The sequence below is a fragment of the Spiroplasma endosymbiont of Melanargia galathea genome, from assembly GCF_964031075.1.
Classification (GTDB): domain Bacteria; phylum Bacillota_I; class Bacilli_A; order Mycoplasmatales; family Mycoplasmataceae; genus Spiroplasma_A; species Spiroplasma_A apis.
The window spans coordinates 163216-188671 of sequence record NZ_OZ035000.1; the positions used below are offsets into that span (position 1 = coordinate 163216).

Annotated in this window: 22 protein-coding genes and 1 riboswitch; of the genes, 16 read left to right on the plus strand and 6 right to left on the minus strand. The window is 29.7% G+C overall.

What is annotated here, in order from left to right; translation table 4 throughout:
• The first annotated feature begins 2 nt into the window (after positions 1 to 2).
• The 4 genes from AAHM92_RS00745 to AAHM92_RS00760 all read left to right on the plus strand — a co-directional run bounded on the left by AAHM92_RS00745 (position 3) and on the right by AAHM92_RS00760 (position 5177).
• The gene (locus tag AAHM92_RS00745) at positions 3 to 1814 is read left to right on the plus strand and encodes an AAA family ATPase (RefSeq protein WP_500222575.1); all 1812 of its coding nucleotides are present in this window, start codon (positions 3 to 5) and stop codon (positions 1812 to 1814) included.
• Positions 1801 to 2397: a 4Fe-4S single cluster domain-containing protein gene (locus tag AAHM92_RS00750; protein ID WP_023788912.1), complete on the plus strand. Its 597-nt coding sequence runs from the start codon at positions 1801 to 1803 to the stop codon at positions 2395 to 2397. The genes AAHM92_RS00745 and AAHM92_RS00750 overlap by 14 nt, the downstream gene beginning before the upstream one ends.
• A gap of 88 nt (positions 2398 to 2485) precedes the next feature.
• Positions 2486 to 3133, plus strand: coding sequence for a nitroreductase family protein (locus AAHM92_RS00755; RefSeq protein WP_500222576.1), 648 nt, complete (start codon positions 2486 to 2488; stop codon positions 3131 to 3133).
• A 172-nt stretch (positions 3134 to 3305) separates the two neighbouring features.
• Positions 3306 to 5177 (plus strand): hypothetical protein, encoded by a 1872-nt coding sequence (locus AAHM92_RS00760; RefSeq protein ID WP_500222578.1) that lies wholly within the window; start codon positions 3306 to 3308, stop codon positions 5175 to 5177.
• Between the two features lie 62 nt (positions 5178 to 5239).
• Here the strand turns inward: AAHM92_RS00760 and AAHM92_RS00765 are convergent, their stop codons facing one another.
• Positions 5240 to 6085, minus strand: a complete 846-nt coding sequence (locus tag AAHM92_RS00765) for a bifunctional 5,10-methylenetetrahydrofolate dehydrogenase/5,10-methenyltetrahydrofolate cyclohydrolase (RefSeq protein ID WP_500222579.1) — start codon at positions 6083 to 6085, stop codon at positions 5240 to 5242.
• Between the two features lie 112 nt (positions 6086 to 6197).
• Here AAHM92_RS00765 and AAHM92_RS00770 point away from each other — a divergent pair, with 112 nt between their 5' ends.
• Genes AAHM92_RS00770 through AAHM92_RS00780 form a run of 3 tightly spaced genes read left to right on the plus strand, consistent with a single transcriptional unit; the run spans position 6198 to position 8846 of the window.
• Positions 6198 to 6944, plus strand: coding sequence for a polysaccharide deacetylase family protein (locus AAHM92_RS00770; protein ID WP_500222581.1), 747 nt, complete (start codon positions 6198 to 6200; stop codon positions 6942 to 6944).
• Positions 6938 to 7288 carry a hypothetical protein gene (locus AAHM92_RS00775; RefSeq protein ID WP_500222582.1) on the plus strand — a complete coding sequence of 117 codons (351 nt, stop codon included), beginning with the start codon at positions 6938 to 6940 and terminating at the stop codon, positions 7286 to 7288. The genes AAHM92_RS00770 and AAHM92_RS00775 overlap by 7 nt, the downstream gene beginning before the upstream one ends.
• The gene (locus AAHM92_RS00780) at positions 7281 to 8846 is read left to right on the plus strand and encodes a formate--tetrahydrofolate ligase (RefSeq protein ID WP_500222584.1); all 1566 of its coding nucleotides are present in this window, start codon (positions 7281 to 7283) and stop codon (positions 8844 to 8846) included. Before AAHM92_RS00775 ends, AAHM92_RS00780 begins: the two co-directional genes overlap by 8 nt.
• 55 nt (positions 8847 to 8901) lie before the next feature.
• Here the strand turns inward: AAHM92_RS00780 and AAHM92_RS00785 are convergent, their stop codons facing one another.
• The 4 genes from AAHM92_RS00785 to AAHM92_RS00800 form a co-directional block, all read right to left on the minus strand.
• The gene (locus AAHM92_RS00785) at positions 8902 to 10026 is read right to left on the minus strand and encodes a mannitol dehydrogenase family protein (protein ID WP_500222586.1); all 1125 of its coding nucleotides are present in this window, start codon (positions 10024 to 10026) and stop codon (positions 8902 to 8904) included.
• The gene (locus AAHM92_RS00790) at positions 10026 to 11891 is read right to left on the minus strand and encodes a PTS sugar transporter subunit IIA (protein WP_500222587.1); all 1866 of its coding nucleotides are present in this window, start codon (positions 11889 to 11891) and stop codon (positions 10026 to 10028) included. The genes AAHM92_RS00785 and AAHM92_RS00790 overlap by 1 nt, the downstream gene beginning before the upstream one ends.
• Positions 11869 to 13434, minus strand: a complete 1566-nt coding sequence (locus AAHM92_RS00795; protein WP_500222589.1) for a PTS sugar transporter subunit IIBC family protein — start codon at positions 13432 to 13434, stop codon at positions 11869 to 11871. Before AAHM92_RS00795 ends, AAHM92_RS00790 begins: the two co-directional genes overlap by 23 nt.
• A 176-nt stretch (positions 13435 to 13610) precedes the next feature.
• The gene (locus AAHM92_RS00800) at positions 13611 to 14969 is read right to left on the minus strand and encodes an FAD-dependent oxidoreductase (RefSeq protein WP_500222591.1); all 1359 of its coding nucleotides are present in this window, start codon (positions 14967 to 14969) and stop codon (positions 13611 to 13613) included.
• 172 nt (positions 14970 to 15141) lie between these two features.
• On the opposite strand from AAHM92_RS00800, the gene AAHM92_RS00805 reads away from it, so the two are divergent.
• From AAHM92_RS00805 to gpmI, 5 genes are all read left to right on the plus strand, one after another.
• Positions 15142 to 15867 carry a hypothetical protein gene (locus AAHM92_RS00805; protein ID WP_500222592.1) on the plus strand — a complete coding sequence of 242 codons (726 nt, stop codon included), beginning with the start codon at positions 15142 to 15144 and terminating at the stop codon, positions 15865 to 15867.
• Between the two features lie 10 nt (positions 15868 to 15877).
• Positions 15878 to 16606: a glucosamine-6-phosphate deaminase gene (gene nagB, locus AAHM92_RS00810; protein ID WP_500222594.1), complete on the plus strand. Its 729-nt coding sequence runs from the start codon at positions 15878 to 15880 to the stop codon at positions 16604 to 16606.
• Positions 16607 to 16727: 121 nt separating this feature from the next.
• The gene (gene tpiA / locus AAHM92_RS00815) at positions 16728 to 17468 is read left to right on the plus strand and encodes a triose-phosphate isomerase (protein ID WP_500222596.1); all 741 of its coding nucleotides are present in this window, start codon (positions 16728 to 16730) and stop codon (positions 17466 to 17468) included.
• A 3-nt stretch (positions 17469 to 17471) separates the two neighbouring features.
• Complete coding sequence (locus tag AAHM92_RS00820; RefSeq protein WP_500222597.1) at positions 17472 to 18290, plus strand: HAD-IIB family hydrolase; 819 nt, start codon at positions 17472 to 17474, stop codon at positions 18288 to 18290.
• Positions 18291 to 18292: 2 nt separating this feature from the next.
• Positions 18293 to 19879, plus strand: a complete 1587-nt coding sequence (gene gpmI / locus AAHM92_RS00825; protein ID WP_500222598.1) for a 2,3-bisphosphoglycerate-independent phosphoglycerate mutase — start codon at positions 18293 to 18295, stop codon at positions 19877 to 19879.
• Positions 19880 to 20084: 205 nt separating this feature from the next.
• On the opposite strand, the gene AAHM92_RS00830 is transcribed toward gpmI, so the two are convergent.
• Positions 20085 to 21071: an NAD(P)/FAD-dependent oxidoreductase gene (locus AAHM92_RS00830; RefSeq protein ID WP_500222600.1), complete on the minus strand. Its 987-nt coding sequence runs from the start codon at positions 21069 to 21071 to the stop codon at positions 20085 to 20087.
• Between the two features lie 65 nt (positions 21072 to 21136).
• On the opposite strand from AAHM92_RS00830, the gene tsaE reads away from it, so the two are divergent.
• The 4 genes from tsaE to guaB are packed head-to-tail and all read left to right on the plus strand — an operon-like array spanning position 21137 to position 25196.
• A complete protein-coding gene (gene tsaE / locus AAHM92_RS00835) occupies positions 21137 to 21541 on the plus strand; it encodes a tRNA (adenosine(37)-N6)-threonylcarbamoyltransferase complex ATPase subunit type 1 TsaE (RefSeq protein ID WP_500222602.1) in 405 nt (134 codons plus the stop codon).
• A gap of 11 nt (positions 21542 to 21552) precedes the next feature.
• Positions 21553 to 22119, plus strand: a complete 567-nt coding sequence (gene tsaB / locus AAHM92_RS00840) for a tRNA (adenosine(37)-N6)-threonylcarbamoyltransferase complex dimerization subunit type 1 TsaB (protein WP_023788930.1) — start codon at positions 21553 to 21555, stop codon at positions 22117 to 22119.
• A gap of 56 nt (positions 22120 to 22175) precedes the next feature.
• On the plus strand, positions 22176 to 23717 hold the full coding sequence (guaA, locus tag AAHM92_RS00845; protein WP_500222604.1) for a glutamine-hydrolyzing GMP synthase: 1542 nt from the start codon (positions 22176 to 22178) through the stop codon (positions 23715 to 23717).
• A gap of 9 nt (positions 23718 to 23726) precedes the next feature.
• Complete coding sequence (guaB, locus tag AAHM92_RS00850; RefSeq protein ID WP_023788932.1) at positions 23727 to 25196, plus strand: IMP dehydrogenase; 1470 nt, start codon at positions 23727 to 23729, stop codon at positions 25194 to 25196.
• A gap of 161 nt (positions 25197 to 25357) precedes the next feature.
• Positions 25358 to 25451: riboswitch (SAM riboswitch) on the plus strand.
• Positions 25452 to 25456: the final 5 nt, after the last annotated feature.

Here is a 25456-nt window from a genome sequence, read left to right on the forward strand (position 1 = left end):
ATATGAGTGTTAAAAAACAGTTGGAACAATTAAAAAATATTATAGGGATAAAAAAAGTCATCATATTAGAGGGAAATGTTGACGATATTTATGAGTTGGAAGGTAGATATGTAAATGTTCATGAGTACTTAAAAACAGTATTCAATGAGAAAAATTTCTCTGACATATTCATTTATGACACAAACTCTGGTCTAAGAGGAAGCAAAATGAGCTCATTGATATTGACAAATGAAGATAAGAAAGCGGCTTCCAATACAAGTTATAATGAGTTTGAAGAACTTTTTGAAAACAATAAACAAACAGATAATAGTTCTTCAGAAGTGAGAAAGCCAATCGATTTTTTTAAAGTGTTGAATAAAAACTTAAATAGGGAAGATGATAAAACAATCGGTTTCATTGCCGACTACACTAACTTTGTTTTTAATGAACAATCAATGGATATCGAAGACCGATTTGTCCTAACGGAGTTCTCTAAAACTTTAAAAGAGTTTAAGTTTGTTATATCAAGAATAGATGAGTTAACAAGTTGTGTTATATTTATCACAAAAAAAATTAATCAACTTCCGCCAAGTTTTTATTTAGACAATCCAGAAATTTTAATAAGTACTTTACCAAAGCCTAGTAGAGAAGAACGCAAACAGTTTTTAAGTACTGTAAAAGTTAGAATATCATTAATTGATGTCAATGAAGAGTTTGAAAATATAGTAGATGCTACAGAAGGATGAACAATCAAAGAGTTGTCTCACTTTGTAAAGTTTACTTGCAATTTCAGAAAAACTCTAACATTTGCTAATATGATGAACATATATAAATATGGTGACAAGGTATCTCCTTGGGAAGAATTGAATTATGAGAAAATGTTATCTATCAAAAGTGAGTTGAGCAAACGAGTTATAGGACAAGATGACGCAATTGAAAAAGTTACCAGAGTTATTTACAAAGCTTTCACGGGTTTAACTGGAATAACTTACTCTGCTAGTCGTTCAAAACCTAAAGGGACACTATTTTTTGTGGGTCCAACAGGTACGGGTAAGACTGAGTTAGCGAAAGCAATAACAAAGTTTTTATTTAATGATGAAGCTAACTTAATTAGATTTGATATGTCTGAGTATGGACAAGATAACGCTGATCAAAAGTTGATAGGAGCGCCCCCTGGATATGTTGGGTTTGAAGGTGGTGGACAGCTAACAAATGCTGTTAAAGAAAAACCTTTTAGTGTAGTTTTATTTGATGAGATTGAAAAAGCTAGTCCTAAAATTTTTGATAAGTTTTTACAAATCCTTGAGGATGGTAGACTTACAGATAACACTGGACAAACTATAAGTTTTAGTGAAACTTTTATAATATTTACATCAAATATAGGTGCAGCAGACGTATCACCGAATCAAAACAAAGAGGAAATATTTAAAGACTTCATCAAAAAAGTACACAATCATTTCACAAACGAATTAAATAGACCCGAGTTATTAGGGAGATTTGGAAATAACATCGTTCCATTCAACTTTATTAAAGATGTTTCAATGAAAGCGACAATTATAAAACAAAAAATTAGACCACTTCAGATGGCTATATATGAAAAATACAAAGTGGAGCTTCACATAGATCTTTCAAATCCAACAATATTATCAATTTTGTTAAAAGATGCAGATGAAAGAAGAGGTGGGCGTGATGTGGTTAACTCTTTAGAATCAAACCTTGTCGACCCTCTCTCAGAGTTTATTTTTGAGAATTTACCTTCAATGAAACCGGGAAGTAAAATAAGAACAATTGATACTACCAATAAATTAGGTTTCCAATTTTATGGCGAATATTAATGTAGGCAAATTTTTAATGAACAGTGATATTGAGGGACCAGGAACAAGATTTGTATTATGATTTCAAGGATGTAACATTGGGTGTAATGGTTGTTCCAATCAAGAACTTTTACCATTAGAACCAAAGTTTTTCATGCCTACAAGTTATATTTTTGAAAAAATTGTTGAAGCCAAAGAAAAATTTAATATAGAAGGAGTAACCTTAATCGGAGGTGAACCCTTCTTACAACCCGACGGTCTAAAAGAAATAGTAGACTTTTGTTACAACAAAGATTTAACTGTAATATGTTTCACTGGTTATATATACGAGAAACTTTTAGAGGAACACCAAGATATTCTCTCGAAAATAGATATTTTGATTGATGGGCCATTCATTATGAAACTTTTAGATAGAAAAAGAAGACTTATAGGAAGTAAAAATCAAAGAGTTCATAAATTATCGGAGAAATACAAAAATTGTGATTATTTTGAGCAACCACATTCTGAGGTTGAAATTCAACTTTATAATAACAGGTTAGCTATAAATGGCGATGGAGTTGTATTTGATGATGAAAATGGCAAGTTTAATTTTAAAATCGAGTAATACATAACTAAAAAAGTTATACTTTATAAGTACCTAACCAGGTATAAATTTATTAATATTATTTAAGTTTAAATTATAGGAGATTGTTATGACAAAAAGTTTAGAATTTGTATCAAAAAGAAGATCAGCTAAAAAGTTCATAGAAAATTATAATTTATCAGACACAGAAATTAATGAAATATTAGAATCAATTAGAATGGCCCCAACTTCTTTTGGAATGGAACCTTTTAGGGTAATTTACCTAGAAAATAAAGAGATTAGAGATGAATTATTTGAGACATGATGAAATCAAATAGGAGTAAATAAATCTTCAGCTCTGTTGTTATGATACATTCCTACTAACGAAGTTATAATCAATAAATGAATTGATGAACAAAACAACAGAAATATACCAGATGGTTTTGAACACATAAAAACCTATCGTAAAAGTGGTTTGGATTTAGTTTTAAAAACACACAGTTTAGATGTTGGTGAGTGAGCGGCAAGACAAGTGTATTTAAGTCTTGGTGTATTATTAAATACAGTGCAAGAACTAAATCTTGACATTTGTCCTTCAGAAGGGTTTGATCCAAAAAAAGCTGAGGCTGTACTGGAAAAAAATGGTTTAATTGATCTCTCTAAAGAAAGATTGGTCTTGGGTGCGTTTCTTGGTAAAGTTGATAAATCAAAAGAAAACCATCACGCGTTTGAAAAGATAAGAAGACCCTTGAATGAAATGTCTAAAATAATTAAATAATAAGATTCACAAGGGTAATAGCTCTTGTTTTTTAATTGGAGTACCTAAATGCGCTATATATCTATATAATTAATTAGAGTTAGGGGATAATGATTATGCATTTTATTTACAAAAGTATGAATGATTTTAACTCCAAGAGCCTTTTTTTAATTTATTAAAGAAAGGAGAACTTATGAATTCACAAACTAAAAAAACACAAGCTATTATTAAAATTTGTGTAATTTCACTAATTAGTGCCTTAAGTGTTTGTTTAAATATTTTTTTTGTTTGAGTTCCTGGCTTAGATTTCGGTTTATTTGTAGTTGTACTTTGTTGTTTGGTTTTTACTTGAGAATCATCTCTAACAATAAGTTTGGCAATAAGCTTTTTGATGTTTTTTATAAAACCAACCATCATTGAAGGTCTAGCATATTTAGCAACTAATATTACCGTTTGACTTGTAATGTTAGTAATAAGAAAACAAAGTTTTAAATATAGGATAATAATTTATATTGCTTTTTTGGTTTTTTCAACATTTAATGATTTCTATATTTTGTTTTTTTGGGCGGCAATAACAGATTGAAAAATTGGTATGGCAATTTACTTGGCACGTGTTGTTCACATACATGTAATGTTTGCACTTTATTGTTTTTTACCGATTATTTTTCTCAAGAAAGTAGAAAAGCTATTCAACAAATTACTTGGTAAAAATGATTTCTTATTTAATAAGAATTTTAAGCAGTACACAGAAGATAAGGGGAATATAATAAACATGAAATATTATGATGATAAAAAATACTATATAATTCAAATGCTATCTTTAATAGTTTCATTAATGTTAATGGTGAACTTTTTAGCGTTCATACCTTATAAAATTGTAGTTTCATTTAATATACATTATTTAGCAGCGATCTTAATTGTGCCGGTGTTGATGTTAATAATCACACCGAATTGAATGAAACTTAAGAAAAAAGTCGGTAACAAGAATTTGTTACAATTTAATAGTTTTGGATTATTAATTGCAACAGTTGTTACTACTCTAGCTTTCTCTTTTAGCAATAATATCGTGGCCCATATTTTGCTTTTTTTAGGATTAATTCTTTTTGGAATATTCATCGCAGGATTTGTGCCAATTAATATAGAAATGATTAAAAGCCATGATTTAAGAAACGGTAACGTCCATATTACAAATAAAATTACAAGCCTTACAATTTTTTGGACTATTCCTATACCATTCATAATAAACGAATATGCGAAAAATACTTTTAATGTTATGTTTCTAGGTATGTTGGCAGTAATTATAATAATTTTATTATTTACAAATAAAAACATAATGGATAAAGGTAATGTTCTGGATGTAGATAAAAGCCAATTTAAATCTTTAAAATCTAATAAGATATTCTTTATATCTATATTCTCTCAAAACTTATTTGTAGGTATTATTAAGTTTCTTGAAATTGCATTATGTTTATTCTTTTTTGTACGATTAGAAAACAAAGAATTATATTACTCTTTCAATGAGAGTGATATATATATCTATCTTGTATTAGGTTTTCTTTCTAAGTTTATTGCTCAAGCAATACTTCGACAAGTCAGCTTAAAAGAAAAACATCAGAGTCAACTCAACATGATTGGAATGTTATTAATAGTTTTTGGGTTTATGTCTCTTTTTGCTTATATATTAGCCTATAAGTTTCTAGGTTTTAATAATCCAAATACTCTTTATTATTCTCTTTTAATTGCTGTACAGTTTCTTTTTGGTGCAGGTTATATTCTTATAGAAAGAACAAAAGCAAGTTATTATAAAACATTAGTGAGTAAAGATGAATTTAAAATGGCTATGATTATAGATCATGTTCTTGGTAATGCGTTTTTTTCCCTGTTAGTAAATATTTTATTTTTAATAACAATGGTATTCTTGAGTCCAACAATATTTAAGTTTATCTTAATATTAGGAGTTGTATTCTCAATGACATTGATTTCTATGATTGTTAATGTTGCCATCAGGCACAAAAACAAAACAAAAGTTATGAATGAGGAACACAAAATTATAAATAAAATCTAAAAAAAATAACACAAAAACAAAACCCCTTATTGCTTTATAAGGGGTTTTGTTATATATATTAATTATTTTAGTTTATTCAAGTATAAGTTCACTACATTTTCAAGTAAACAAACTATTGTCATCGGACCAACTCCACCAGGAACAGGTGTGATTAAACCAACCTTGCTTATAACATCATCGAAATTTACATCTCCACAATATTTACCTTGAACAAAATTTGCACCTACATCTATAACAATGCTATCTTTTTTTACAAAATCTTTTGTTACCAAACCAGGGGAACCTGCGGCACTTACTAATATATCTGCTTTTGAGCATATTTCGCTAAGATTTTTAGTCTTTGTATTACAAATCGTTACAGTTGCAGATTCGTTTATAAGTATATTTGCTAAAGGTTTACCCACAATGTTGCTTCTTCCAATTATTACAACATTAGAACCTACCAAGTTAACTTTTTTCCATTTTAGTAACTTCAATATTCCTGATGGTGTTGCAGGAAATATATTGGTATTATTTAAAATTAGACTTCCCATGCTATTTGGAGTAAAACCATCAGCATCCTTAGTTGGTAAAATTAAATTGTTTATTTTGCTTCCATCAATATGATTGGGTAGTGGTAGTTGCACAATAATCCCATCAACTTCATCATCATCGTTCAAAATGCTTATTTTTTTACTCAAATATTCTTGGTTTATATTTTCTTCTAATCTAAGGTGTCGCCCTATAATTCCCACAGTTTCGCAAGCCTTTAATTTATTTTTTATGTATTTGTTACTTGCTAAATTATTTCCGACTTGAACAATCACTAAAACTGGGGGTCTTTGTAAACAACATTTTTTAATTTTTCTCTTCAAATTACTTAAAAGTTCCAATGATAGTTGTTTACCATCAATTATTTTGTTATCCATATTTAATTCCTGACTCTTTGCTTTCCAATACATATTATAATAAAAAAAATACAATAATGTTTTAATAGTTTCTTATCTATGTTTTAATTAAGAAGTAATTAAGGAGAATAAAATGAAAATTTTGAAATATTTCGTTTATAGTTTTATGATATTAACGCTTTTATTCTTATTTGGAACATTAGTTTACAATTCGATTAATGACAAAAACTCATACGTAATAAATAGGATAGCAACTAAAGAGAAAGTGGTTATGTTAACTTTCGATGACGGACCAAACAAAGTTAATGATAAAGAGATCATTGATATATTGGAATCTAATGGCGCAACAGGTACTTTCTTTTTTACCGGAAGTAATATAAAAAAATATGCTGATGAAAATAGTGAAAAAGAATTATTTAAGAAAATAAAAGAGTCAGATATGTCCGTAGGTAATCATTCATATTCGCATTCTAAATATCAAAACAATAAACAAAAACTAATAGATGAAATATTAGAAACTGACAATTTAATTTGAGAAAACTTTGAGTTAGACCAAAACTATGAAATTCCAATGAGAATGCCTTATCTTCAATTTTATAATGGTTTGAAAAAAGTTTTAGAAACAACAAAGAGAACTTATTTTACAGGTGGCTACCTAAGTGGAGACTGAGATTATGAAAAGCACGGTCATGATAAAATTATTAAAAGATATCTAGACAACCTAAAACCTGGTGAAATATTTATTATGCATTCAACACATTATGCAAAACTATTTTTGAACGATTTGATAAAGGAAATCAAAAACAGAGGATACGAGTTTGCGAATTTTAATCCTAGCAGTAAAAGGTATTACAAAAAGTTTGGAGAACTAGTATGGTAAATTTAAGTATGTTATCAGATTTCATAGATGTGACAGGAATAGCTACAACATTGGTCTCAGCCGTTTTTATAGTTGCAACAGTATACTTTATAATTAAAAGATTTGAAGTGAAGAAAAACAAAAAAGCGTTTAAGTTACTTGTGACGTTTGATTGTTTAGCATTATTTATTTGTGGGTATTTTTTTGTTTTGAGTATTATGAATTTTTATTTTCTTACAAACAGTTACAAGTATATAATAATTAATAGAATTATGTGTTTGGTTACCCTTACATTGATATTTGGATATTTTTTAATAGTAGAAATTTATTTTTTAAAAAAAATAAAAAGAGGTTTAAATGAATAAAATAACTGAAGTTTTAAAAACACTTAACTTGAAAGAAGACGAGTACGAACTCTACGGAAATGAAATTGCAAAAGTTAATTTTAAAAATTTTATTTCCTTGGAAAGAAAAGCAAAATTAGTATTAATGACTTCGATAAATCCAACCCCAGCGGGAGAAGGTAAAACAACAACTGCAATTGGTTTAACTGATGGACTTAACTACATCGGAAAGAAAGCAATTTTAGCTTTAAGAGAACCAAGCTTAGGTCCTGTCTTTGGTAGAAAAGGTACTGCAACTGGAGGCGGTGAAAGTGAAGTTATACCCATGGATAAAATTAATATTCATTTTACAGGAGATATTCATGCAATAACAGCTGCAAATAATTTAATATCTGCTTCTATTGATTCCGAATTATATTGAGGAAATAAATTGAATATCGACCCAGAAAATATAATTTGAAAAAGATGTTTAGACTTAAATGATAGAGCTTTGAGAAAAGTTGACTTACAAATATCAAAAACCTTATCAAGAAAAGAAGAGTTTACGATTACTGCAGCAAGTAATATGATGACTATTTTGTCTTTATCTAAAAACGAGGAAGATTTGAGATGCAGACTTAACGAAAGTATAGTGGCCTATGATTTAAACGGAGAAGAAGTTTTATTAGAAAGATTGGGAATTACAGGTTCATTGATGGCTCTTTTGAAGGATGCGATAAAACCAAACTTTGTTTTAACAAAACATAACTCACCAACTTTTGTACACTGTGGACCTTTTGCAAATATCGCCACTGGGACAAACTCAGTTATTTCAACAGATCTTGCCTTAAAGTTAGGGGAGTTTGCTATAGTGGAATCAGGATTTGGGAGCGACTTAGGTTTTGAAAAGTTTATGAATGTTGTAAACGAACAAAATAGTTTTATTCCTGATTGTGTAGTTATGGTAGTTACTTTAAGAGCATTGAATTTGCATAATGATTTTGAAAACAATTTTGATCATTTAGAAAAACACATCTCACACATAAAGAACTATGATTTAAATTTTTTAGTGGCTATAAACTTTATAGAGGGCGATGATGAAAATCAATTAACATATTTAAAAAAATGGTTGGATGAGAAAAATTATGCTTGAGAAATAAATGAAGCATATGTTAAGGGTCCCAAAGGTGCCGAAAAACTTGCTAAAAAAGTTGTAGAGATTTCCAACACAAACTTTACTTTTAGAAAGTTAATAAACCCAATGGATAAAATAGAAAACAAAATTAGTAAAATAACTGAAAACTTTTATTTCTTGAAAGATTTTTCATTTACAGATGAGGCAAAAAAAGAAATTGAAAAAATAGAGAACTCAAAATATAGAAACTTGCCGCTTTGTATGGTTAAGTCTCACAGTGCAATTGACGGTAATGAAACCAAAGACAAAAATTATTTATTGAAAATCAAAAACGTTAGAATAAATAGTGGAGCCAAATTTATTTTAGTTTTTACAAATGCAATAATGAGCATGCCTGGTTTAAATAAAGAACCAAATTCAAAAAGTATTGATGTTGAAAACGATCGTATAACTGGTTTAAAATAATTAAAAAAATGTAGATTACTCTACATTTTTTTATTTCAGATTAGGCGAAACATAATTAGTTTGTTATCAATTGGATTATTGAGTCATCTATATTTTCTACTAATTTTTTTATTATGTAATCTAAAGATTTGTTCTCTTGTAACAAACTTTGAATAATAGTTCCATCCTCATCATTAGTATTGTTATATGAAAAAGCATTCTTAATTGTTTCTTTCAACTTCACAAAGCTTATATCATTTTTTTTAGCTATTAAAAAAGGTTTCATTATTCTTTCATCTAATTGCAACTTTTTAATAGTGTTTCTAGCAACTCTCTCAAAATCATCTTTAATATAATTATTGGTGAATCTCTTGATAATGGTTTCTCTAAAATCCTCTAGTTTTTCTTTGTCATAATTAAATTCAACTGAAACTATTTCAGATATTTCCTTTAAATAATCTTGTAAAAAAGAAAGAAGAGTGTGGTCCTTACCGTGGTTTAATGTTATGTTTATGTATTTCTTCTCGAACTTTGTAAGTGTTCATTCCTTTCAAGCTAAAGCTGCATGAGCTCCATTTAGCATTCATACTTTTTTACAAATCTCTGCATCAATGTTATTTGTATATGTTATTGTTTCAAATTTATTAGTTTGTTCTGGTCAAGCATCTTCATTCGCTACTCAAGAATAATAAGGTTCAACTTTGATACTCAAGTCATCAGATACTTCATTTGGAACGATCCTGTCCACCATAACATCTACAAATTTTATTAAATCATTATTTATAACGTGATGCTCCTCGATTTGATTTTTGAAGAATGAAGATACTTTTTCACCATTCTCACAACACATTATAATTAATGGTGTGTTTGATTTTTGTTTAGCCTCTATTATACTTATAACTTGACTTATGATATGCTTTAAATTTCCTGAGCCAATTGAGGTTGTTATCACATCAATGGTTTCTAAGCTCAAATTGCTCTCTAGTTCATTAGATAACAATGCTTTATAACCTTTAACGGTATCAACTTTATTGCTTTCATCTAAATATTTTATTTTATACTCTTTGCTGTTTTTAAGTTTGTTTATAAGTTCTTTATTGTTGTCGATGAAATAAAATTCCGTTACAAAACCACTATTTAATAATATCGGAGCAATGAAACCACGACCAATATTACCAGCACCATAATGTAAAATTTTCATTAAAAGTTGAACTCCTTTAGTATTCTATCTTTTGAAGGATTTTTGATTAAATCCTCGACAAAGTCAATATCCATCATCTTTTCAGCAATATTTGATAATATATCTACATGATTGTTAGATTTAGCTGCTATTCCTATAAAAAAGTGCACAGGATTTGAATCATAATCTACTGGTTCATCGTAATGGACAATAACTATTCCATCTTTTATTACTCCATCATCGTTTATTCCATGAGGAATGGCTAAATAGTTACCAATGTACACGGAGAACTTTTTTTCTCTTTCTATCATTGAGTTCACATAGTCCTCTGTAATATAACCTTGTTCTATAAGTAAATTACCACATTGTTTTATGGCATCAATTTTGCTTTTTGCTTTTTGCTTTATTAATATATTTTCTGCTTTTAAAATTTGTGTCTCCATTTTCTCACCTATTAAATTTCTATATATTTTTTCACTTATTATTTTATGTATGTCATTTTTCTTACTTAGAATTAAAATAATTGGCATAGCTAAAATGTTTGGTAATTTGTATTCACTTAAGTCAATTGAAGAAATAACTAAATCGTATTTCATTAGAAGTTTTTTATTAACCGATGAGTAAGGTAAATTCTCAACATCTGCATTTCGGTAAATTGATTTTAAGTGGTTTTTAATCATAACACTCTGACCAAACCCCCCAATACAGATAGTTAAGAGCTTTAGTTTTTCATTATATATGTATGTATCAAACCATACAAGCACATGTATAAATATTTCATATGCAAGAACCTCAAATGATTTTAGATCTCTAAAGTATAAAGCTAAATTTTTTTCAATTTCTTCTCATAGTTCAACAAACTTCATTTTGTATGGTTGTAAACTTCTTGAGTATTCTTTGATAACAAACTCATCCACATTCTGAATATAAATATTTGATGCCAAGTGATTTACAATTCTTTCTTTTATATTGTTATCTAGACATAATTTTTCATTGAATAGCTTGAATAATCCTTTATCCAGATTGTTTACAAATTCGATAACACTATTTTTATTTTTATCTATTGAGATCTTTTTACTTAAAAAGTGATTAATATCATCACTACAATATAACCCACCAATATTATCAATGAACTCGTTATAATAAGCTGAGTCTTTAAGTTTTTCTAATAGTATAGAGTTCTTTGAATGATTTAATCAGTACGTAATTTTGATCGATAGCAAAATAGCATTTAAGTTAGATATATTAATGTGGTTTGCTGTGTACTCAATTATTCAATGAAATATCTTATTATAAATATCAATTTTATATTTTTTCTTTAGTGTTGTATAAATGTAACTAGAAAAAAGTTTTTCTATTTTGTTTAATTTCAAAATCGAGTAAACTTTTTTAAATAACAAACATTTAGTTGTAAGTTCTACAACAGCTTCAATCTCATTTTCTTCAGTGACATCTGCAATATTCAATCCTTGTTTGCTAATTGTTAAATTTATTTTTTGTTTATTACAAATATTTCTTAACTCATCAATATCATCTTCAATGATATTTAAAGAAATATCTAGATCGTCTGCTAGTTGTAATTTTGTAGTTTTTTTATCTCTCAGTAAGATTAAGAAAATATATAATAATCTTTCTTCTTTCATTAAAAAATTATCATCTAGCTGCAACTTTTGAAGAATGTTTTCCGTATTTCCTTTGAACTCAATGTTGTTATCATTATCTAAAATAATGAAATCTCCTAAGCCCTTTAAAAAAATGTTGATTTCTTCAAAATCTCTATTTAGAGTTTTTTGGCTAATATCAAAATAACTAATCAACATTTCTTTTTCTACGTTTTTATAATTTATTAGTATATTTAAAATTCTAAATTGTCTTTCTTTTTTCATCTGTCATCTCTATTTTTTTATTAAAATCTAGGATGATTTTATCATAAAAGTTTTTATCTAAAAAGTTAGTGATACTTTTATGTATAGCGTTTGGCGCTTTTTGTTTAGCGAAGTCTGTTAACTGTTCTTGTGTAATTACAAACATTGCATCACTTGGAAGTTCTTTTACAGGTAGATTAATTACTTCAACTCCTATTTTATTTTCCTTAAGTTTTTTTCTCAAAACAGAAGCACCCATTGCACTTGAACCCATACCTGCTTCACAGGCGAATATGATAGTTTTAACATCTTCGATATTTGGTAAACTGACCCCATGTTCACTGTTGGGTTTTAGATATTTACTTTCTTTACCTTTAAGATCATTAACTTTATTAACTGCTTCTTCATAAGAAAGTTCTTTACTTTTGTATTTACGTCTCATAATAATATGAATTAATGACCCAACTAAAAGGGTAGTTGCACATGCTGCAAATACTCCCAGAAATACTCCAACATAATTCATAGCACCAGAAGCTATAAATATAGAAATAGCTATTATTGAACCTGGTGAAGCGGGCGCGATTAATCCTGCATCAAATATTTGGAATATTGCATCACCAACAAGTCCACCTGCTATTAAAGCTATTAACATTTCAATTTTCATTAGGATGAATGGGAAGTATACTTCATGCACACCACCAAAGAAATGTATTACTGAAGCTCCGGTTGCATTTCCTCTTTGTTTTTTATCAAATATAATAATTGTTAATAAGGCTCCTAGACCTGGTCCTGGATTAGCCTCCAATAAGTACAATATTGATTTTCCGTATTGTCTATATAAGTCTTGTGAAAGCGCTGTGAATACCCCATGGTTAATTGCATTGTTTAGGAAAAATATTTTAGCTGGCTCTACAATCAAAGCACTTAGAAAAATTAATTTGTTATTTATCAATAGTCTTACTAATTCTCCAAGCGCTCATGTGATTGAATTAAATACATAAGGCATCCCATAAAAGGCTCCTATACCTAACCCGAATGCTAAAAATCCCATTACAAAGTTATTTACAAGCATTTCGAAACCTTGTTTAACTTTTCCATCTAGCAGTTTGTCTATTCCCAGAAGGATACCGGCTGAAACAGGTCCAACAATCATTGCTGATAGGAATTGTGGTGAGGGTGTTGAGTTTTCTGCAAAACCTGGATTATATTTATTCCCAAGCACTACAGCGAAAACAACAAATGCCGCTATAAAACCACCACGATCTTTGTGAACTATTCTACCCGCATTGAATCCAATCAAGACTGGTATCAAATAGTTTATTACGTTGCCAACAATATATTCTTCTATTATTGCAACTGGTGTCCATCCTTTTTCTATGAAAAAGGCAGTTAATAATCCTCATGCTATCATCAACCCAATTATTGGCATGATCATCGAGCTGAGTCATCCACCAAACTTTTGTACTCTTCGCATTGCGATTCTTTTGTTAAAGTTATTCTTTAAAAAAAGCGAGAACTTATTATTGGTTTCTTTCTTATTTAAATCTTTTATAATTTCGTCCATTATATCGACTCCTTTCAAGCATATTGTCTATTTTTTTGTCGTACTATAAAAGTGTCATGTTCATTTTTTTTGTCAAAATAAAGGACAAAAAATACTTTTGTTATTTATATAGATTTATAACTAAATCGATACAAAAAAAACTCCTTGAAAGGAGTTTTTATATGACTTGATTGAACTTATTTTTTAAAATAGTTTAAACCTAGTACTTCTAACCCTGCAAGAGTTACAAAGTTGTAAGGTTTATTGAAGTGAGGTAAGAAGAATATATCAACAAGTGGTAATTCATCAATAGTTAATCCTTTTTGTATTGCTAAAGCAAACATATACATTACCTCAGTGTGATTATTTTGCGATGCAACTTGAGCACCAACGATTTTTCTTGATTTTTTATCTCAAACTATTTTAATTATTACTTCTTTATATGAAGACATGAACTCTGGTCTATCTGAGTCTTTGAAAAGTTTTTCTTCAACATCAAATCCAAGTTTATTAGCTGCATTTATTGATAGACCAACAGCAGCCATTTTTCATCCAAATACTTCGATACCATTAGCGCCTGTGAAACCTAGACCTGTTAATGAATCACCATTAACTATATTTACTGCTGCCATAATACCAGTTCTAACAGCTGTTGTAGCTAATGCTATTTGACTATTCTTATTCATAGAAATGTTATATACTTGCGCACAATCACCAACAGCATAAATGTCTTTTACAGAAGTTTGCATAAACTCGTTTGTAATAATTGCTCCTTTTGCATCAAGCTCTAGAGTGTTTTTTAATAGATCTGTTTGTGGTTTAACACCAACTGAAAATACAACATAATCAACTTCTATTTCACCTTTATCAGTGATCACTTTATTCACTTTACCATTTGTACCGACAAACTTTACAACCTTTTGATTTAGTGCTAAATTTACACCTTGATTTCTCATTTCACTTTCGATATTTTCAGTAAATTCGCTGTCATAATATACAGGCATAATTCTGTTTTCGATATCCACTAAACTCACTTCTTTACCAGCTGCCACAAAAGCATCCACCAACTCAACACCTATGTATCCAGCACCAATAACTGCAACCTTTTTAATCTTTGGATCATTATTTGCAGCTTTTATTGCTTGCGCATGATGATAGTTTTTGCAAATTTGTACACCTTCCAAAGTTATCCCTTCTATTGGTGGGAAAACTGGTCAAGTTCCAGTTGCTATTACTAATTTGTCATAATTATCATCAAATTCTTCACCTGTTTTAAGATTTTTAACTCTAACTACTTTTTTATTTGAGTCTAGAGAAACTCATTCATGTTCCATCTTAATGTTAATATTTTCTTCTTTTAATATCTCTGGTGATGCGTAAAATAATCCCGCGGGATCTTTAACCTCACCTTTAACTCACAAAGCAATACCACATCCTAAGAAAGATATGTTATCATTTCTGTCATAAGTTGTTATTTCCATATTTTTGTCTAATCTTCGTAATGTTCTTACTGCAGTGGTACCTGCATGATTTGTTCCAATAACGATAGTTTTCATTTATATTCCTCCAATTTACAAGGTTATAATAATACAAATATAGAAGTTTAATAAAAAAAGTTTATTTATGAATTCTTTTTTCATTATAGAGACTATTTTTAAAAATATTTCCATTAAAAAATTTTTTGAGATTTTTTTTATTGTAAAATAGTTTTATAAGAGGAGTGTAATTATGTTTTTGCGAGCAAACATGGATGTAGATTATTTTTTTAAGCGAGTTAAATGAATAAAGTATTTAGACGAGGATAATATTTCAAGAAAATCAAAATTTTATGTTAAAAGAATTTCAAAAAAAATCAATGATAAAACTACATTTGCTCAATTCAAGTACTGAGTTTTGTGGAGGTGAGTTAATAAGAATTTCGAATTATCTGAGCATTTCGTAAATCAAGTCAAGAGAAATATCAAAAAACTAGATCTTACATTAAGTTCAAAAGAAGAACGATTTTTAGATGAATTAGACGAGCTAATCTTTAACTCATGAAGACCATTAAAATTAGTGCCTGTGAAGTTTGATTTAGAAAAAAAAGAAAAAATCAATCTACTTCAAACTAGTGTTAATGTGCACCACCTCTTTGAAGAAACTTCGGAAAAAAAACTGAAGATGATCGGCAAGTTTGATGTATATTTCTCAAATAAAAAAGTTTATTTGACATCTAATAAACAAGTTTTTGTGTTTGATATTTCATACAAAGATATTGTTGATGTTATACCTAAAAGTTATGGAACTATAATAAAAACTAAGGAGAAAAGCTATTTATTTAGAGGTAAAAATAGATTATTAACATACGTGCTATTACAAAGAATGATTCCAGATTTGGGTCTTAATATTCAAAAAATACAAAATCTATATGAGTATTTTGATTATTGGAATTCATTTCTTGCACGAATAAATTAAAGGAGAACTTATGAAACAATTAATATTAAAAACAACCGAGGAGATCGGCAAAACAGCTGGAGATATTATCATTACAAAAATTACAAAGAAACCAGATGCAATACTTGGGTTAGCTACAGGAAGTTCACCTTTGTCTACATACAAGTATCTAGTTGAAAGAACTAAAAAGGACAATATAGATTGGTCGAATATTACAACTTTTAACCTAGATGAATATAAAGGGCTAAGCTCAGATCACGAACAATCATATAGATACTTCATGAATGAGAACTTATTCAAACACGTAAATATAAAAATGGAACAAACACATGTTCCGTCTGGATTAATAAATTCTAATTCAGAAGCAGCAACTTATGACCAAAAAATACAAGAAGCAGGCGGAATAGATTTACAAATTTTAGGATTAGGAATAAATGGTCATATCGGTTTTAATGAACCTGGTACAAGTTTTGATTCAATAACCTCGGTAGTTGATTTGCAAAGATCAACTATAGAAGCTAACTCAAGATTCTTTGAAAATATTGAGGAAGTTCCAACTCAAGCAATATCAATGGGTCTAAAGACTATCATGAAGGCTAAGGAAATTTTATTAATTGCTACAGGTTCAAGTAAAGCAAACGCAGTAAAACATCTAGTTGAAGGACCTGTTACCACTGAATGACCTTGTTCAATTTTACAACAACACCCCAATGTAACCTTGTTATTGGATGAGGACTCTGCCAGTTTATTAAGTAAGTAATAATTTTTTAACATTATTAATAATTTTAAAATAATGTCTGTGGACATTATTTTTTATAGTTTTTATTTTTTTTTATATTCGCAAAATGTTAAAATTTAAATTGGATAGTAGGAGTAAATATATGAGAAAACAAATTATTATAGGTAACTGAAAAATGTTTAAGACCAATTCAGAAGCGGTAAAATTTATACAAAATATAGAATCAAAATTAACAATTAAAGAAAACTTAATAGCAGGGATTGCTGCACCAGCAATAATGCTAGCAGATATTAAAAAAAGCTCAAAAAACTTAGTTATAGCAGCACAAAATTGCTATTTCGAAAAAGAAGGTGCATTCACTGGAGAAATATCAATTCCAATGTTGAAAGATATAAACGTGGACTACGTTGTTATCGGTCACTCAGAAAGAAGAGACATATTTGGAGAAACAGATGAGCTTATTAATTCAAAAGTAAAAGCCTTGTTAGATTCAAATTTGACTCCAATATTATGTTGTGGTGAAAGTCTTGAAACTTACGAAAGTGGTAAAACTATTGAGTGGGTTAAATCACAAATTGAAAAAAACTTGAAAGACGTTACAGCTGAGCAAGCTAAAAAAGTTGTAATTGCTTATGAACCAATTTGAGCAATTGGTACAGGAAAAGTTGCAACACCAGAAATTGCTCAAAGTGTATGTAAAGAAATAAGACAAATTATAAAAAATATTTATAATGAAGAGGTTGCGAATGAAGTTCTAATTCAATACGGTGGAAGTGTAAAACCAGAAAATATTAAGGAAATATTAGCCCAAGAAGATATTGACGGTGCACTTGTTGGTGGTGCTTCACTTGTTGAAGACTCTTATCTAGGACTTTTGAAATAGTTTATGGGTAAATTTAAGTTAGTAGCTCTCGATATGGATGGAACAACATATGCAAACCTAGGCAATTACATTGAACCAAATGTTGATGTTATAAATAATGTTATTAGAAAAGGTGTTAAAGTAGTTTTTGTAACTGGTAGACCTGTATTAGCAAAAGTAAACAAATTTGAAATTTATGATTTTGATAAACAAGAAGCGCTTGTTGCTGGGTTTAATGGTGCTTTGATATACGATTTAAAAAATGACAAGGTAGTTGATGCAAACCCAATACCTAAGGATATTGTAAAAAAAGCTTTTGATTTAATATCAAGCGGAAAGTTTGCTGATCAAGAAATATGAGCTTATTCAACAGATATGTCTAAGTGTTTTGTTTCTAAACCAATAGAGCTGTCAAAAGGATTATTTTTTGAAACAAATTTTTTTGAAGGAAATCTTATGGTTTTTAACGAAGATATAGCTACTAATTGCTACAAATTACTTATATTCAATGTTGTACCTAGCTTTGTCGAGGAACTAAGAAACCTTGGTTTAGAAGTAGCTTGACATCCAGAATCACTTGGTGGTGAAGTTACTCTTAAGGGTATCAATAAAAAATATGCGGTGGAGTTTTTAAAAAATTACTATGCGATTGAGATTGACGAAATTTTAGCAATGGGTGACGGTGCTAATGACATACCAATGCTTGAGTACGCGGGTCTATCTATAGCTCCAGCCAATGCTAACGATGAAGTAAAAAAACATGCTAAGGTTGTTTCTAAATTTACGCATTTAGAAGGTTCAGTAGCAAAAGAATTAAAAAATTATGTTTTAGGAGACAATTAATTATGAAAACAAAAAATCCTGTTATTCTTGCAATCCTAGATGGATGAGGATTAGCCGAACAAAATAAAGGTAATGCTGTTTACGAAGCAAATATGGAATTCGTAGAATCTTTAAAAAAAGAGTATCCTTGAGTATCAGCTCACGCAAGTGGCGAATGAGTGGGTCTACCAGAAGGTCAAATGGGAAACTCTGAAGTTGGACACATACACTTAGGTGCAGGGAGAATTAAATATGAATCACTTTCTCTTATCAATAAGGCTATAAAAAATAATGAGTTTGAAAATAATGAGGAAATTGTAAAAGCAATAGAAAACTGTAAAAATTATAATAGCGCGTTACACATTATGGGTTTATTCTCTGATGGTGGTGTTCACTCTCATATGTTACATATGTTTGCAACATTTGAAGCCGCTGCTAAAGCTGGACTTAAAGAAATATACGTTCATTTATTCACAGATGGTAGAGATACCAAACCCACAGTAGCAATTAATTATCTTAAAAATTTATTTACTTTATTTGATAAATATAAAGTTGGACAGGTCGGTTCAATATCAGGAAGATTTTATTCTATGGATAGGGATAAAAGAATGGAAAGAACCGCCGAAGCATATAGTGCGATGGTAAATAGAACTTCAAAAAATAGTTTTACAAACCCGGTAAAGTATATCGAAGAACAATATTCACTTGGGAAAGATGATGAAGCAATTCTACCAGCTTATAATACTGACGCACCAAATGGTTTTATAAAAGAAAATGACTCTGTTATTTTCACAAACTTTAGACCAGATAGAGCTATTCAATTAGCAAGTGCATTTACAAATAAAAATTATGATTCTTGAAAAGATGAAAACTTCTCTAATCTTACATTTTTAGGTGATAAAATCCATTTCGTATGTATGATGGAATATTCTGCATCAGTATTGAGCAATAATATTGCTTTTAAATCAATCGAAGTTATTAATGGCCTTGGTGAATGACTAAGTAAAAAAGGTTATCGCCAATTAAGAATAGCAGAGACTGAAAAAATCGCACACGTTACATTCTTTTTTGACGGTGGAAAAGACTACTTTAAAAATGGATTAGCTAACCAAGACGAAATCACGCTTCAAGGAGCATCAATAGATTTAATACCGTCTCCAAAAGTAGCAACTTATGACCTTAAACCAGAAATGTCGGCTGTAGAAATCACTGATAAATTAATTGAAGAAATTAACAAAGATGAGTTCGATTTGATCGTTCTTAACTATGCAAACTGTGATATGGTAGGACACACTGGCGATTTAGAAGCAGCTATTAAGGGTGTTAAAACCTTGGATGAACAATTGAAAAGAGTTTATGAGGCTGCAAAAGCACACAATTTCACTATGATAATAACAGCTGATCACGGAAATGCTGAGGTTATGATTGATGCAGAAGGTGGTCCTAATAAGAAACATACAAGCCAACCGGTACCAATCATCATTACTAATAAATCTTATAAATTGAGACAACAAGATCCTGCAATTGCTGATGTTGCTCCAACAATATTGGAAATTTTAGGAGAAGAAGTTCCAAAAGAAATGACTCAAAAAAGTCTTATTGTTAAATAAAAAAAACGCCATTTAAAGTGCGTTTTTTCTTTTTTGTAAAGAAACAGTAATCTCCTATTTCACAAGATAAAGCCTGTTTAAAATTTCTTTGTTAGTTGTATCATTTCCTCTTAAAACATTATTTACTCTCGTAAACAATTTCATAAAAAGTAATAAGTATTTTAGTCTCTCAATTTAACAGATAATCATGAAATTTCAAAATAACCTATCAACCGTTATTAAGAATTTTTCTTTGATGTACCGTCTTTTCAATATTAAAAACAGAATGCATTGCTTCATAAAAACCACTTAAAAGGTTTCTAATCTTTGTTTCATATCAACAACAATCCCCAGCAGCATAAATTCCCTTAACTGAGGTTTCCATATTATAATTTACTAAAAATTTATTTACTCTATTTATCTCGATTTCTAAATTTTTATGTATGTCTTTTTGAATAGATTGACCGAATTGAACTATTATATAGTCAAAATCTAAATGTAATGAATTTTGATCATCAACTCTTTTAACTTCTATTGATAATGCTTTGTTATTTTCTTCTTTTGTTATATTCACAAATTCATAAGACTTCAATATTTTAACGCCTGATGAGATTGCCTTTTCTAAATTACCTGGCTTCGCTCTAAATTCATCTCTTCTATGTATTATTGTAACTGAAGAAGCTATTTCTACAAGTTCGTTAGCTCAGTCCACAGCTGAGTCTCCACCACCAAAAACAATAATTTTTTTATCTTTTAATAGTCTTAAGTCGTTAACATTATAAAAGATATTTTCATATTCTTTTTCACATAACGGGATTGGTTTGAATGTACCAATACCATCAGATATTAATATTCTTTTATATACTTCTTTAGACTTATCGTCAAATTCCACTTCAAATCAGTTTTCGTAAAGTTGAACTTCTTCTAAAGGTTGTATTGCTCTGATTTGCTTAACACTCTTGTTAAATAATAGATCGATTTTAGAGATGTCTTTATTTACTGCATCGAACATACTATGCATAGCATCTTTTCCAATTATCTTAGGAATTGCTGGGAAATTATAGATGTATTTTTCAGGATACATTGACATTACTTGCCCACCATAAGTAGATTTGGCTTCTACGATAGTACCGGTTAGACCTAAGTCTACTGCCATTTTCCAAGCATAAAGGCCCGTTGGTCCACAACCAATTATTAAAATATCTTTAACCATAATATTGCCACTCCTACAAAAAAAATTATATCATATATATGAGATAGGAAGTTGAGATTAGATATATGAAGGTTAGCTCACTATCAGAATTGCAAAAGGTTTTTGATGCATTAGACTTAAGAGAACCAAAAAACACTTGCATTTTATTGAACGGACCAATGGGTGCAGGTAAAACAACATTTACGAAATTACTTTTAAAAGAAATGGGTGTTACTGATGTAGTAACCTCACCAACTTTTGTGATAATGAATCAATTTATAGGACGTAATGATTTACACATAAATCATGTTGATGCTTATAGAATGAGCAAAGGTGAGGAAATAGATATGTACACCGACTATTTTTATGACTCACTAAATGTTATTGAGTGAAGTGAAAATATGAATTATGACTTCAAAAAAAACTTCAAGATTATAATAATAAACATTAGTATCATTGATGAGACAACAAGAGAATTCATCATAGAATAAGAGAGATTTAAATGAATTTATTTATGGATACAAGTAACAATACTTTGATACTTATTTTAGAACAAGAAAATAAGATTGTCGATTCCTTATATCTACAAAACCAAAATAAAATAAGTGATATAGCTTTAGAAGAATTACAAAAAATTCTACAAAAAAATGGACTAAATCTTAAAGATATAACCAATATTTATTTAACTAAAGGTCCTGGTAGTTACACTGGAGTTAGGGTTGCAGTTACAATTGCGAAAACTTTAAAAACAATAAACAACTCTTTTAAGGTATATCTGATATCATCACTTTTTTTTCAAGCTGGTTTGGATTCAGTGGTTAGCATTTTAGATGCTAAAGGAGGAAAAGTTTATATCGGAATTTATGATAATGGAATTTGCATAATCCAAGACCAATTAATACCTTTAGAGATTCTAGAAGATTTTATAGAGAATTTTCAAAAGTTTGTTATTAAAAAAGATTATCTAGATTTGGATTATGTATCTAGTTATTTAAAACTAAAGCATTTGTTTGAGGAAGCTACTGATGTGGAACAAATAGAACCTTTATATATTAAATCTTTTATTTAACTTGTTTTTTCGTATAATGTTGAGTGCTATAATAATTAAATACAAGGAGAGATAAAATGAGCAAAACACAAATATTAATTCTAGATTACGGAAGCCAATATACGCAGTTATTAGCAAGGAGAGTTCGAGAATTAAATGTTTTTACAGAAGTTGTTGATTTTGATATCACCGCTGAACAATTGAAACAATATAGCAATCTTAAAGGTATTATTCTTTCAGGTGGTCCTTCAAGCGTTTATGCTCAGGATGCTTATACAATAGATAAAAATATTTTTGGTATCAATTTACCGATTTTAGGAGTTTGTTATGGTATGCAACTAATAACAGAACTTTTTGAAGGTAAAGTCGAGTTAGCTGACTCACAGGAGTTTGGAAAAGCAGATTTAATTATTGACCAAACAGAAAACCCATTATTTAAAGACATAGATAAACAAACACAAGTGTGGATGAGTCACGCCGACCACTTAACAGTAATGCCAAAGGATTTCATACAATTAGCTCATACAAACTCAAGTGTAGCAGCAATAGGGAACCTAAAAAATAAAATTTTCGGAATTCAGTTTCATGCTGAGGTAACACATTCAACACAAGGTACACAGATAATTAAAAACTTCTTATATGATATTTGCGACTGTAACAAAGATTGGTCGATGAGCAGATACATAGACCAACAAGTTGATGAAATAAAAAAAATAGTAAAAGATGATCGTGTAATTTTAGGGCTTAGTGGTGGAGTGGATTCAAGTGTAGCTGCTGCTTTAATTTCAAAAGCGATTGGTAAACAGTTAACTTGTATCTTTGTTGATACTGGTTTATTAAGAAAAGACGAAGCCAAAAAAGTTATGGATACTTATACCAGTCAATTTGACATGGAAATAAAACTAGTGGATGCAAGTGAGAAGTTTTATGATGCTTTAAGAGGAATAAGTGACCCTGAAGAGAAACGAAAAATAATAGGACACACATTTGTTGAGGTATTTAATGAGGAAGCTAGTTTATTTAAAAACGCAAAATATTTAGCGCAAGGTACAATCTACCCTGATGTTATAGAATCTTCATTAAAATCTCATAGTTCTAAAACCATTAAATCACATCATAATGTTGGAGGACTTCCAGATGATCTCAAGTTTACCTTATTAGAACCGCTTAGAACTTTATTTAAAGATGAAGTTAGAAAGGTTGGAATAGAACTTGGTTTAGATCCTTTGATTGTCAACCGCCACCCATTCCCAGGACCTGGTCTTGGAGTTAGAATTATTGGTGAGGTTTCTAAGGAAAAAGCGAATATATTAAGAGAAGTTGATGATATATTTATACAAAATCTTATCGATGCTGGACTTTATAATAAAGTTAGTCAAGCATTTGCAACAATCCTTCCGGTTAAAACTGTTGGGGTTATGGGAGATAATAGAACATATGATTGAGTCGTAGCGTTAAGAAGCGTTAACACTGTAGATTTTATGACAGCTACATCAACCCACCTACCTTGAGAGTTTTTAGATAAGGTTGTTAATGAAATTATCAATAAAGTCGATGGTGTCAATAGGGTGGTTTACGATATAACTTCTAAGCCCCCAGGAACTATTGAATGGGAATAAGGAGATAAAATGGCAAATAACGATCTAAATGGAAAAATAATAGGAGATGCAGTTACCTTCGATGATGTACTCATAGTTCCTAATTACTCTGAAAGTTTACCTTCAGAAGTTAATTTAAAAACCAAGTTAACAAAAAATATTGAGTTGAACATACCTCTTCTAAGTGCCGCTATGGATACAGTCACTGAGTCTGCAATGGCGATAGAGTTGGCTAGAGCGGGTGGCATAGGTATTATTCACAAAAACTTATCAATCGACGCACAAGCACTTGAAGTGCAAAAAGTTAAAAGAAATGAATCTGGTTTTATAACTGATCCAATTACTGTTTCAAAAGATACCAAAGTAAAAGAAGCTAATGAAATAATGGCCACATATAAAATATCAGGTCTACCAGTTGTTGATGATGAAAATAATTTAATAGGGATTGTAACTAATAGAGATTTAAAATATTTTGAAGACTTTGATTCTAGTGTTGATGTTGTAATGACCAAAAACAATATAATCACTGGGACAAGGAGTACTACTTTAGAGCAAGCTAAGCATATTATGTTAAAACATAAAATTGAAAAACTTCCAATAGTAGATGATAACAATAAATTAGCAGGGTTAATCACTACCAAAGATATTGACAAAGCAATAGATAATCCTAGTGCTTGTAAAGATAAACAAGGTAGATTGAGAGTTGGTGCTGCAGTTGGTGTCAGTGAAGATGTTATGGAACGTGTAAAGGCTTTGGTTAAAGCTGAAACTGATGTATTGGTTGTTGATTCTGCTCATGGACACAGCAAAGGCATTTTAGAAGTTGTTAAAAAAATAAAAGAGATATATCCAAAGATAGATGTTATTGCAGGTAATATTTGTACCGCAGATGCAGCAAAGGCTTTATTTGAAGCGGGCGCAGATTGTGTAAAGGTTGGGGTAGGACCTGGTAGCATATGTACAACTAGGGTTGTTGCTGGAATTGGAGTACCTCAAATCACCGCTATTAACGATGTTTACCAATGAGCACACAAAAATAACTTACCTATAATCGCTGATGGAGGTATTAAATATTCTGGAGATATCACTAAAGCAATAGCGGCTGGTGCAAATGCTGTAATGTTAGGAAGTGTTTTTGCCGGTACTGTAGAATCTCCTGGTGAAGAAATAATAGTTAATGGAAAAAAATATAAAACTTATGTTGGCATGGGTTCAATGATAGCGATGAAACGTGGAAGTAGTGACCGCTACTTTCAAAAAGGCTCAAAAAAATTAGTTCCAGAAGGAATAGAAGCACGTGTTCCCTTTAAAGGTAAAACAAAAGACGTTATATTTCAACTTATGGGTGGTTTAAAAAGTGGTATGGGATACACAGGTAGCCCAAATATAGAACATCTAAGAGATGAAACAAAGTTTGTTAGAATATCAAATGCTAGTTTGAAAGAATCTCATCCTCACGATGTTGAATTGACAAAAGAAGCACCAAACTACAATAACTAAATATAGAAATAGTTTGACTCCTAATTTAAGCTCGGATTAATTTTTCTGAGTTTTTATTTTTTTATGTTTCATAATACTTACATATTTTTTAAGAAATTTTCGTACTATCTTTGAAGAAAAAAATTTTTATCAACTCAAATTTTGATATTATTATTCTATAAGTCTTATTAAGAACTACTGAGAGAAAAAACTCGACGAAGTAGTAGCAACCTTTTAAGTTAGGTGCTTAAATTCAGGGGAAACCAACGATGAGAAGAAGA